Origin of the sequence: Aurantiacibacter gangjinensis, assembly GCF_001886695.1 — a bacterium.
Taxonomy (GTDB): Bacteria; Pseudomonadota; Alphaproteobacteria; order Sphingomonadales; family Sphingomonadaceae; genus Alteraurantiacibacter; species Alteraurantiacibacter gangjinensis.
Window position 1 is genome coordinate 1,242,620 of record NZ_CP018097.1, and the last position, 10,951, is coordinate 1,253,570.

The following is a 10,951-nucleotide window of genomic DNA, read 5'->3' on the forward strand; positions in this document are numbered from 1 at the left end:
TCTCAAAGTCCCTCTACGTTAGCGAAAACATGCACCCCATTCTCTAGAAAGAGAATGTTTTGGACAGCAAAGCGGCCTGTCGTAAGCGTCGTCGGAACATTGATATTTCCGCGGATGTAACTGCCATTGCCAGTGCTAATCCGGCCCGTATCAATCACCTGCGCATCAGCCCCGAAAGCGAAGTCCTGCGCCAACGGCAAAACCACGCCCGGCAAACTGTCGGTAAACTTGGAAGCTTCTAACTCGAGAAGTGACCGAACAAATCGCGCTTTTGTGAAGTTGAGCGGCCCCCACCGAAGGTCAGGCACCATTCGCGTTGCTATAATTCTCGCGGTAAGCTCTTCAGGCCTATCTGGATCCCTAACAAGCACGATCCTGGTATCAATCTCGATGCCAGCCTCAATTCCGCTTTGAAGGTCCACTGCATTTGCTGCGAGAGTGATTTCCGGGCTTCCAGGGCGGAAGTTTGTGGAAAAGGTGCCGACGGTGATCTCTAACGGACGCCCACCCGCATCTATCTCTATAGTCTGCCCCTCAACCTCGGAGAAAACGCGCTGGAAGACATCGACGTCAAGCGCGAGGTAGGCATCGTATCGCGCAGGGTCGTAGCTCCCCTGATCGATTCCAATTTGAACCTGTTGAGCATTGCTCTCGAGATATTGGAGCCTGCCAAGCTGCAGTTCCAGAATATCTCGCTCGGTAGAACAACCTGCCAGCAGGACAAGTGCTGCCAGTGCTAAGGGTCTCATTCTTCGCTCACCAGCGACACCAACTAAATTGCGCGATTGGGACACAATAGGCTCCTCTTGGAAATTGAGAGGAGTGCATGTGAGGTTTCTTCGGTGATGTCCGTGACAGCCATCACGCTTTGAGAGGTTTATCGAGCCAGCCTGCCAACATACGATTTAGTTTTCTAAGCGCATTGGCGCTTTACTGAGCTTGGCGCAGGCGCGCTTGGCAGATTTGTTGTGATCTTGCTCAAACTGCTTGGCGGAGCGAGCATCGCCTTGTAGCGGTAACCCATGCCCGACCGCGAGTTCGTCGCCATTGTTCAAGCCGCCTTGGGCTGCACAGAAAACTCGGCGCTTGAAGCGACGCAGTTCGCAGCGCGTCGGTTGTTGGAGCGCGCAAAGGTCGCGTATCATCAAGGGTCTTTCGTCCAGACCTGCAACATCATAATTTCTGGGTCCGCCGATCTTCGCCTGTTGAGTCAGGATGGCAAATACTTCCAGATGGCAACGGTAGAAGTCGGCGAGCTGTTCGGCGTCTATCCCGACAGCGCTGAAATCCCAGTTGACGTCATCGCCAGAGAGGGCGCCGAGTTCCTATCTTTCGATGCAGCCAGCCTCGCCAAAATGGCTCTGAACGACTCCAGTCTTGGTGCCGCGCTGGCAGAAAAATTTGCAATGCAGAACAGCGCCTTGCTTGGGAGGTTCGCGGCCCGCCTGACACTTTCCGCGTCAGGAAGAGTGTGTGAGCAATTGCTGCTGGCGATGGACGAAGACAGACGGGTTACACCGGTGCCTGTCATTTCAGCACTTGCAATCCTTGCGCAAACGACCCGTGAAACCGCCTCGCGCACAATCAGCAATCTGGAAAGGCGGGGCATTCTAACACGGCATGCCGACCACTGGCTGATAGTAGCTCCCAGAACTTTGGAAGATGCGTTGGTCTGATCAGCTGTCAAATATCTGATAGACGTCGAAGGTGCCGTTGGCTGCCTTCACTTCGCCCAAAGGATCGAGCACAAGGTCCGGTGTTTGTGCAAGAGCCGAAAACGCAAAGGCTTTGGTCGCGCAAAATTCTCCAGCATTTGTTACAGCCAACAGTGCGATCACGCGCTGGTGTGGCTGATCCGGATCGCCTTTGTGCGGAACGTGACGATGATCAGCGGCAACTGCGTCTCCCCGGGCGATATGCTGAGCCGCCAAAGCCAATGCAGACGAAACATCCCTACAGATCTGAGTTTTGGGCGGCTGTTTCACAGCCTGTGTGGCGAGAACAACAAGATTACTGCCCGGATTTACTATCTGACGCGCCATGCCGGGCGCGCGATCTGTTGTCAGGATTATACGCGCGCCGTCTGCACGCGTTTGAGCGGCATTTGGGCTGGCACGATCTTTTATTCTCAAGCTACACATAACGGTCTGCATTGCTTTGGCATCGTAAACTGCCAAACCTTCAGCAAGACTTTCGGCAAGCGAAACTGCCGCTGGATTTGGCCCATCGCTATTGGCAAGGCAATCGACAGTTTCAGCTGCCTCCAGCACGGCATCGAACCTGTCACCCCAAGCATGATCGACTGCCAGCACTGAGTGCTCGCGGAAGAGTGCGCGCGGGCAAGGCAAAATGACATGCAAAGCGCCGCCGCGTTCTAGGAGGCACTCCGCAACCATTATGTCAGAGCCAGCAGCAAGCGCGCCGTATGCAAAGCCTATAGAGTGTTGATCGAGGGTCTGGGTTATCGCGGGACGCAGTTCCTCATCGTCTAGGGCAACGGACATAATGCCAGTGTAATGCAGGCATTGGGGCGGTTGGAAATCCGATAGCCAATCTGTTTGCAGACCAAGTGCGTCGCTGATCAAGGCGAACTGACTGATCGTAACCGCACGATCTTCCCAAGCCTTTGGGGCAAGCGCCACTGCGCCGGTCAGTGCCTGTCTCGCCTCGCTTGACTTGCGGAGAAGGAGCAAGGCTTCGGCATATGTTGCATGCCGCCAATATGGCGTTTCCGCCTCGTCCGGATTCGCGTCCAGAGCGTTCAGTGTTTGCTGCGCGAGCTCTCGTGATTGTTCCTCCTCGCCCGCTAGCAGGGCAAGGGTCGCTGCATTGATCAGCGGATAGGAAAGATGCTCTGCGCCGACGGCGCTTGCATAAAGGTCGGATGATTGCCGAAACAAGGCTCTGGCCTCATCGCCATCGCTCCGTTTGGCGCGCTCTTTAAGCAGGCGCCCGCGCAGCAATAGAACAGCCGGATCCTCCGCGTCTTGGCTGGCTGCAAAGTCCTCCAGCAAGCCAAATGCCCGGTCGAGATTTCCCGACCGGGCGTGGCGAATGACGCGGTTGCGGATGCTATGCGTTTTCATGAAATCATATTTCAACAATTGTTTCGTCGAGAGCGGCTCACCCGATTATGGGTCGGATGGCAACATCAAGAAACTGCCGATGGGTGGGTGCGCCCCGCCGTGGTTAGGCAGTTCCTCAAGCTGCGGCGTATTGCGTTTGTAAGGCATCGAGACCCATGGGAGATTACCATCGGGATCAAGCAAGTTAAAATAAAAGGGTAAGCGGATGGGACCGCTCCGTTTTAGAGGCAGTCCGGGACGGCCGTTTGCAGGCAAGAACACCCGTTGATGCTCCAGGACAAAGGAAGCCCAACGCGGTTCGCCCGCTGCCGGCGCATGTTGCCTTGGATCTTCTATGATTGGCTCCATTATCGTACCGTTGCATCCGAATGATTCCAGCGGTCGGGTGTCGTGGAAGAACAAGCTTTGGCCGTGGTCGTAGCCTGACCCCGGCTTTTTCCCGGCGTTGAGATAAATCGCATAAAGATGCCTGCCCTTCTCGACACTTATATCAAGCAGGCGGTCATTCGGTACCAAAGGATCGACAGGTTGCTGTGGTGTTGGGTCCCTCTCCCAATTGCCGCCAATCAATTGCTCTAGCACTTTGTAAGCATCTTCATTCGGCTTGATTTTGAACTGCTTTATACGAGAAAAATACGCATCGAATGTTCCTGATGTCTGCACTTCGTGAACGACAATTGATTTGATTTTGTCATTCGTCATAAGTCTTTCCTTCCTACTCGAAAACCTGTCTGCGATATTCGCGCCACCGCGCGTTGGCCGGGTCGCGCTCGATCAAGAGGGCGTTTGTCGCCCGTGCTCGTTCGAAATAGCTGTTTGCCGCTTCTTCCTGCCCTATGCTGCGAAGCAATGCTGCATGGCGCACATGGATTTCCATCGAAAGCTCGCGCCGCAGCATATCTTGCGGATCGTCGGCAACCAGCTGCTCTGCAATCTGGAGATAACGCTGCTGTGCGGTTTCGGAGATGTCCGGCTCCCCTGCGCGCAGCGATGCCATCGCCAGCCACAGATTATGATAGGCTAGGTCATACAGCCCATCATCACGTTCCTCGCTGACAGTGTTAAGGCGCCGATCGACCATTTCGATAAGCTCAAGATTTCGGTCAACCGCATTCCGGCAGGCGGAAAAGTCTGAAAGTGGCGCTCGGTCGCGGCTTACTTGCGCGGCGCAGATGTTGCCTTGCGCGTAGGCTGCAAGCCGAACCCATTCTTCTCGCTCGTTGCCCCAGTCTGCACTGCTTTCGAGCAGTTCGAGCACGGGCTCCCAGACCATCAGTGCGTCCGAATATTCGCCCCGTTCGAAAGCAAGAAGCGCAATGCGGTTCTGTCCTTCTGCATGACGGAACATTCTGTAAGGATCCCCCGGGCCATCTTCGAGAAGCGCCTGCGTTTCCGCTAAAGAATCACGGTAATGTGCTTCCGCTGCGTCGAAATCACCGAGAGCCTGATCATCTTGCCCCAACCGCATAAGCGACAGTGCCCTCAAGTCGCGGCTGTCATTGGCGAGGCGGGCAGCATCCCCCTGTCGCTGATAATATTGCTGAACGCGCTGATTGACTGAACTCATCAAATCGATTCGTCCGACTTCGGTCAGTTTGCCGCGCAGATCAGTCACCATGAAGTCAACCAAGCCTTCAGCTTCAGCGCGCTGCTGTTCGGCGGTTTCACGAGCTTGGATTGCGACATATGTCATGATTGCCATGGCTACCATCACGACCGAAGCGAGCGCCGTGACTGCCATCACGCGGCGCAATTTTCTTTGCGCATCGCGTTGCAACAACTCGGTTAGCGGAACGTGGGCGAGGCCTGCGATGAGTTTTAAAAGACCAAGGCGACGCCCGTCGCTGTTAGCGCGGAAATCGGCGGCAAGAGGCTCTGCTGTCTTATCTAACTTAGAAAGGGCTGGGGGAAAGGCTTTCTTTGGCTCGCCCGATGCGAGCGCCAGTAAAATCGGCCTTCCAGGATGCAATTCGCGAAAAACCTCAATCTCGCGATTGACCCATTGCGAGGCGGCGGCATTTGGAGAGCAAATGACGACCAAAGCATCGGAGCGCTCCAACGCAGCCTTGACTTCAGCAGTGAGACTGGTCGCTGCGGGAAGTTCCTCGCGATCGAGAAATACCGGCAGCAGCTTCTTGTTGAGCTGGCCGTCTGGCGTTTCGCTCTGGGTGACTTGCTTAGGAAATCGATAGGTCTGCAAGCGTGAATGTAGCCATTTTGCGAATGTCGCATCTGCATGGCTGTAACTGATAAACGCGCAGTATCGCTCCACCATCGTAGCACGCCCTCCTTATCTGCGTAGAAAGCCTCACATAAACTGCGAGATGTAGCAATGGCAGCGGAAAACGCTGTCAGGGCAAGCGCGCCAGTGAGCGGAAGGGCGGCATTGGCCTAGGGGTGATGCGACGTTCATCAACGGCTCGTCAACAGCTTGGCAGTTTTAAGAGGCTCAACTCCGAATTCCAGACATTCCGCTTCCGGCCCAACTCCAGTCGAAATGTCTAAAGCAAAGTGTTCATCACATCATCAATCTGTTCGCTCTGCCAACCGCTGTTATCGTTATAGCTATTGCATCGTGGACTTTGCCAGATAAATAAGCCTTCGGGGTCACAGTATCATGGCAGATATGGAAAACGATATGGCGGCAGTGCCCGCCGATCCGGCGCTGGCGAGCTTTGTCCTCCTCGCGCAGTTTCTCGGCGTGCCTGCTGAACCATCGCAGATCCATCATGATCGCGGGCAGGGCGATCGCCCCTACACTTTTGATGATTTAGTGCGCATCGCCAAAAAGCTGGAACTGATTGCCCGGCGCAAGGCTGCGCCGCCTGAGAATCTGCCAAAACTGCCGACCCCGTCACTGATCGCATTGGCCGGCGGTGGAACGGCCATGCTGCTCAAAGTCGATGACGATATTGATGCGGGTACGCGGTATATGGTGATGCTGCCTGACGACCAGCGCCCACAAATCTGGTCGCAGGAAGATGTCGAAACGCGGTTCCAGATCGAAGGCGGCAAGGTCGATCTGCTGCTGATGACGAGCCGCGAACACATTGCCGGACAAAAGCGCGCCTTTGATTTTAGCTGGTTCATCCCCGCCATCGTCAAATATCGCAAACCCATGCGCGATGTTCTGCTGGGCAGTTTCTTCCTGCAGCTATTGGGCCTTGCATCGCCGATCTTCTTTCAGCTCGTGATCGACAAGGTATTGGTCCACCAGTCCATGACCACGCTGGAAGTGTTGGCCATAGGGCTTGCCACGGTGCTGGTGTTCGAGACGATGCTGTCGGGTCTGCGCAACTGGCTGTTTGCGCATACCACCAACCGTGTCGATGCAGAATTGTCCGCAGCATTGTTCCGTCATCTGGTCGCGCTTCCGCTTTCGTATTTCGAGGCGCGGCGCGTGGGCGACAGCGTGGCGCGAGTGCGCGAGTTGGAGAATATCCGCAACTTTCTCACCAGCAATGCCGTGACGGTCGTGATCGATCTGTTCTTCACGATCGTGTTCTTCGTAGTGATGTATCTCTATTCGCCGTTGCTTACCCTGATCGTGGCGCTGACGATCCCTGTCTATGTGCTGATCTCTGTCTTCATCACGCCGCCGCTGCGTGCGCGATTGGACGAGAAATTCAAGCGTGGAGCGGAGAACCAGGCGTTTCTCGTGGAAACCGTCACCGGTATCGGCACGCTGAAAAGCATGGCGGTGGAGCCGCGTATGCGTGACCGCTGGGAGAAGCAGTTCGCAGGCTATATCAAGACTGGCTGGGACGTGACGGTGCTGTCGACATGGGGCAGTCATCTGATCCAGCTGGTGAGCAAGCTGACGACAGTGGCCATCCTGTTCTTCGGGGCGAGGGCTGTAATCGCGGGCGAATTGACCGTCGGCAGCCTCGTTGCTTTCAACATGCTGGCAGGCCGCGTGGCACAGCCGATCCTGCGCCTGTCACAGCTGTGGCAGGATTTCCAGCAGGTGCGTATCTCGGTGGATCGGCTCGGCGATATTCTCAATTCTCCGGCCGAGCCTGAACACAATCCCAACCGGGCAACCCTGCCGCCGATCAAGGGGCAGGTGGAGTTCGACAAGGTGCGTTTCCGCTATCGCCCCGACGCGCCCGAAGCCTTGCGCGGCGTCAGTCTGGACGTGAAAGCGGGTGAGATGCTGGGAATTGTCGGCCCGTCGGGAAGTGGCAAGTCGACCCTTACGAAGCTGGTGCAACGGCTTTATGTGCCAGAGCAGGGGCGCGTGCTGGTGGACGGCACTGATCTTGCGCTGGTCGATCCGGCCTGGCTTCGCCGACAGGTCGGCGTGGTGCTTCAGGAGAACATCCTGTTCAACCGCTCGGTGCGCGAGAATATCGCGCTGAGCAATCCGACCATTCCGATGGAACGCGTCATTGCCGCTGCAGAAATGGCGGGCGCGCATGAGTTCGTTCTCACCCTATCGCATGGCTATGATACGGTGATCGAAGAGCGCGGTAGCAATCTGTCTGGCGGCCAGCGCCAGCGCCTTGCCATCGCACGCGCGCTGATTAGCGATCCGCGCATACTCATTCTCGACGAAGCGACCAGCGCGCTGGATGCCGAGAGTGAGGAGATCATACAGAACAATCTCAGCAAGATCGCCGAAGGTCGTACGGTGATGATCATCGCCCATCGCCTGTCCGCTGTGCGCCCCTGCCACCGTATCATCACGGTTGAAGCAGGCGAAATCACCGAGATGGGAAGCCATGAGGAACTTCTGAAGGCCGGTGGACGCTACGCGCAGCTCCATGCCAAGCAGACGGGTATGGCAGGAGTGGTGGCATGAGCTGGCTATCGGATCGGTTCCCCACGCTGGCTAAACATGCGACGATCCTTCGCGACAGCTGGCGCGACCAGAACGAAGCCGATGCCGCCTTCAGGCCGAAAGACGAGCATGAGTTTCTGCCCGCCGCCTTGGAGATCATGGAAAAGCCGCCCAGTCCGGGCATGCGGTGGCTTCTTTGGCTGACCTGCGCGCTGTTCGTGCTGGCTTTGCTATGGGCGATATTCGGCAAGATTGATGTGGTAGCCGTGGCGTCGGGCAAGACTGTACCCGACGGCAATGTGAAGGTCGTGCAACCGATCGAGATTGGCGCAGTGCGGGCCATCCATGTACGCAATGGCCAGTTCGTGGAAGCGGGCGAGCTGTTGATTGAACTCGATCCGACAATGGCTAGCGCGGAAGAGGCACAAAGCGGGCAAGCCTTGCAGTCCGCACAAATCCAGCGCGCCCGCAATGATGCCCTGCTGGCCTATCTGGATGGAGGCGAGCCGCGTTTTATAGCACCCGAAGGCACGCCGCCCGATATTGCGGCTACCGAACAGGCGATGGTCCAGGCAACTATCGCTGAATACGAGGCCGAAAGTGCCAGCCTCTCACAGCAACGGGCAGAGCAGATCGCGGCGCTGGAGGCAGCGCAGGCGGAAGTCGCAAAGCTGGAAGAGGCACTTCCCTTCATTGAGCAGCAGCTTGAGGCACGTGCGACGCTGGCTGAGCAGGGCTTCTACTCGCGCCTGCAACTGCTGGAATATGAACAGCTGCGCGCAGAGCATGTGCGCAATATCGATATCCAGAACGCCAGCGCGCGCGCCGCCATGGCGGCAATGGGCAGGATCGATGCGCAAAGCCGAGCACTGCGCTCCACCTTCGGGCGCACCGCTATCTCGGACCTGTCGCAGGCCAACCAGAATGCAGGCTTGGCAGGGGAAGAATTGCGCGCATCGGAGCGTCGACGGCAATATCAGGATTTGCGCGCGCCGGTCGATGGCGTGGTGCAACAGCTGTCGGTGACCACAGTGGGCGGGGTGGTGCAGCCCGCGCAGCAGCTGATGGTCATCGTCCCATGCAGCTCCGGCGATGCCAGCGTTGCGGCAGCCTGCAATGCGGGCATCTCTGTCGAAGCCTATGTGCAGAACAAGGATATCGGCTTCATTGCCGTGGGTCAGCGTGTGGCGGTGAAGCTGGAGGCGTTTAACTTCACCGATTACGGCCTGATTGAAGGAACCGTCACCAATATCAGCCGCGATGCGATTGATCAGAGCGATGCTCCGCTGGGCAGCCAGCGAGACGCAAACGGCAGGCCGGTGCAGGCTGGCCTCGTTTACGCGGCGCGCATCAGCCTCGATTGCGGGCCGGACATCGCTGATCCGCATCCCCTATGTGACAGGGTGCAGCCAGGGATGAGTGTGCAGGCAGAGATCAAGACCGGGACGCGGCGGATTATACAGTATCTGCTCTCGCCGATCAGTCAGGCGCTCGATGAAGCGGGGCGGGAGAGGTAAGGATTATGATGCGAAATGGGTCGCGGATGAAACCGACTTTCCGACAATTTTCCAAGATAAAAGATGGCTTTATACAGTTGACTGATTGCCCGGAATGACAAATACATATCGCTGGAGCGGGTATATACTCTGGGGGAATTATGAGTCGCAAAGGGAATGGCGCCGCTGGTGCCGCTAAGGGGCCTTCAAAAGCAAAGGCGGTAAAGACGCATCAGAAAAAGGCGGCGGAAACGCCCAATGCTGCGCCCGACGATGCGTCGGCGGAGGCAAAGCCTGTCTCGCCTGAAATGAAGGCCAAACTGGCCGAAATCCGCGAGCGCGTGCAGCTGACTGTTGGTCAGGTGGTGCTCGCAATGGGTAATCTGCCGCGCTACCGCAGTCAGACGCTGGGTGATTTGCAGCATCTGGTGATTGAGCCGCTATTGCGTGATCGTCTGGCGATTGCGCAGGCCCGCCCGCGCGAAGGTGACGAGGGTGCAGATTCTCCGGCCGCCGGTCAGCAAGCCACTGCCGGTATCGCCATCTGGGCGAGCGTGTCGGACGAGGTGGCAGAGAAAGTCCGTGACCAGATCAAAGGGGGCGTGTTCCCTACCCGGCTGTCGGCGGAGGACTGGGCGAGCGGCGAGAATATCTGGCTGCTCGACCTGATCGCGCCTAACCGCCAGCTGGCAACCGCAGTGCTGGCGAATTTCAAACAGATCGCAGGCGATAAGCCGGTTTCCATCCACCCGATTGTGGCGCGCAGCGTGGACCGTGAGGTGCTGGAGCAGATGAGGGTCAAGGGAGAGTAGGCATATGCTGAAACGATTTCTGGCAATGGCGCTGCTCGGCCTGTCGCTCGCATCCTGCGGGGACAGCTTCCCTGACTATCATTACAAGATGACCATCTATGTCGACGGGCAGGAGTATTCTTCGGTGCGCGCGGTGGATCAGGACGAGGTAACCAGCATCGTCGACTCGACAGGCAGCAGGGTCGAAACATCCATGCGGGGCGAGGCGGTGATTATCGATCATCCCAATGGCCGCACCTATTATGCGTTGCTGAGCAAGCCCGGCAGCCCGCAATATGGTGCCTTTGCAGCAGAACTGGCGCTGATGCCGCTGGTAACGCGGGCACAGCGGTCGCAAACCGATAACTGGATGGGCGCGAACCAGTCGGGCGACCTCGATCTTCGCGCTCAGGATCATCAGGCGATGGTGGCGATCGAAGGCCCGCAGGAGCTGCGCCGCGCAATCCCGGTGGATGAGCTGCGCCGCCATAGCGGCTCTGGCGATCCCGACTTTCCCGCCTGGCCGATGTTCGTGACCTTCTCAGACCCTTCCGACCCGCGCACGGTGCGCGAAGTGACGCCCGAAAGCCTGGGGGTGGAGCGCATCACCATCGAAATCACCGATGAGGATGTGACGACGGGGATTGAGGAAAGGTTGGCTTGGCTTGATACCCATCGCGGATCATTCGTGAAGCGCCGGCAAGGTCAATTCCTCGATGAAATGTCGCCGGTTGCGCGCCTTGGGCCATCATCTCTAAGCCAAGGGGTGTTGCAATGAATCGAGACCTTTTTCTG

At 57.3% G+C, this 10,951-nt stretch carries 9 protein-coding genes; 5 read left to right on the forward strand and 4 right to left on the reverse strand.

Features of this window, described 5'->3' with window-relative positions:
- Positions 1-2: 2 nt before the first annotated feature.
- Positions 3-794 (reverse strand): hypothetical protein, encoded by a 792-nt coding sequence (locus BMF35_RS06155; RefSeq protein WP_156172164.1) that lies wholly within the window; start codon positions 792-794, stop codon positions 3-5.
- A gap of 228 nt (positions 795-1,022) precedes the next feature.
- On the opposite strand from BMF35_RS06155, the gene BMF35_RS06160 reads away from it, so the two are divergent.
- On the forward strand, positions 1,023-1,676 hold the full coding sequence (locus BMF35_RS06160) for a Crp/Fnr family transcriptional regulator (RefSeq protein ID WP_052766095.1): 654 nt from the start codon (positions 1,023-1,025) through the stop codon (positions 1,674-1,676).
- On the opposite strand, the gene BMF35_RS06165 is transcribed toward BMF35_RS06160, so the two are convergent.
- The 3 genes from BMF35_RS06165 to BMF35_RS06175 are packed head-to-tail and all read right to left on the reverse strand — an operon-like array spanning position 1,677 to position 5,361.
- Positions 1,677-3,101 carry a TRAFs-binding domain-containing protein gene (locus BMF35_RS06165; RefSeq protein ID WP_156172165.1) on the reverse strand — a complete coding sequence of 475 codons (1,425 nt, stop codon included), beginning with the start codon at positions 3,099-3,101 and terminating at the stop codon, positions 1,677-1,679.
- 30 nt (positions 3,102-3,131) lie between these two features.
- The gene (locus BMF35_RS06170; RefSeq protein WP_071961181.1) at positions 3,132-3,788 is read right to left on the reverse strand and encodes a hypothetical protein; all 657 of its coding nucleotides are present in this window, start codon (positions 3,786-3,788) and stop codon (positions 3,132-3,134) included.
- 13 nt (positions 3,789-3,801) lie between these two features.
- On the reverse strand, positions 3,802-5,361 hold the full coding sequence (locus tag BMF35_RS06175; RefSeq protein ID WP_047007334.1) for a toll/interleukin-1 receptor domain-containing protein: 1,560 nt from the start codon (positions 5,359-5,361) through the stop codon (positions 3,802-3,804).
- 342 nt (positions 5,362-5,703) lie between these two features.
- Here BMF35_RS06175 and BMF35_RS06180 point away from each other — a divergent pair, with 342 nt between their 5' ends.
- From BMF35_RS06180 to BMF35_RS06195, 4 genes are all read left to right on the forward strand, one after another.
- Complete coding sequence (locus tag BMF35_RS06180; protein WP_156172166.1) at positions 5,704-7,890, forward strand: type I secretion system permease/ATPase; 2,187 nt, start codon at positions 5,704-5,706, stop codon at positions 7,888-7,890.
- Complete coding sequence (locus BMF35_RS06185; protein WP_047007335.1) at positions 7,887-9,386, forward strand: HlyD family type I secretion periplasmic adaptor subunit; 1,500 nt, start codon at positions 7,887-7,889, stop codon at positions 9,384-9,386. The genes BMF35_RS06180 and BMF35_RS06185 overlap by 4 nt, the downstream gene beginning before the upstream one ends.
- Before the next feature lie 287 nt (positions 9,387-9,673).
- Positions 9,674-10,177, forward strand: a complete 504-nt coding sequence (locus BMF35_RS06190) for a toxin-activating lysine-acyltransferase (protein ID WP_047007691.1) — start codon at positions 9,674-9,676, stop codon at positions 10,175-10,177.
- A gap of 4 nt (positions 10,178-10,181) precedes the next feature.
- Complete coding sequence (locus BMF35_RS06195; RefSeq protein WP_156172167.1) at positions 10,182-10,934, forward strand: hypothetical protein; 753 nt, start codon at positions 10,182-10,184, stop codon at positions 10,932-10,934.
- Positions 10,935-10,951 lie beyond the last annotated feature (17 nt).

Bases quoted from the DNA above. Each gene is read 5' to 3' on its own strand.
- BMF35_RS06180 (WP_156172166.1), top strand. From the start codon at position 5,704: ATGGCAGATATGGAAAACGATATGGCGGCAGTGCCCGCCGATCCGGCG.
- BMF35_RS06160 (WP_052766095.1), top strand. From the start codon at position 1,023: ATGCCCGACCGCGAGTTCGTCGCCATTGTTCAAGCCGCCTTGGGCTGC.
- BMF35_RS06175 (WP_047007334.1), bottom strand. From the start codon at position 5,361: ATGGTGGAGCGATACTGCGCGTTTATCAGTTACAGCCATGCAGATGCG.
- BMF35_RS06190 (WP_047007691.1), top strand. From the start codon at position 9,674: ATGAAGGCCAAACTGGCCGAAATCCGCGAGCGCGTGCAGCTGACTGTT.
- BMF35_RS06195 (WP_156172167.1), top strand. From the start codon at position 10,182: ATGCTGAAACGATTTCTGGCAATGGCGCTGCTCGGCCTGTCGCTCGCA.
- BMF35_RS06170 (WP_071961181.1), bottom strand. From the start codon at position 3,788: ATGACGAATGACAAAATCAAATCAATTGTCGTTCACGAAGTGCAGACA.
- BMF35_RS06185 (WP_047007335.1), top strand. From the start codon at position 7,887: ATGAGCTGGCTATCGGATCGGTTCCCCACGCTGGCTAAACATGCGACG.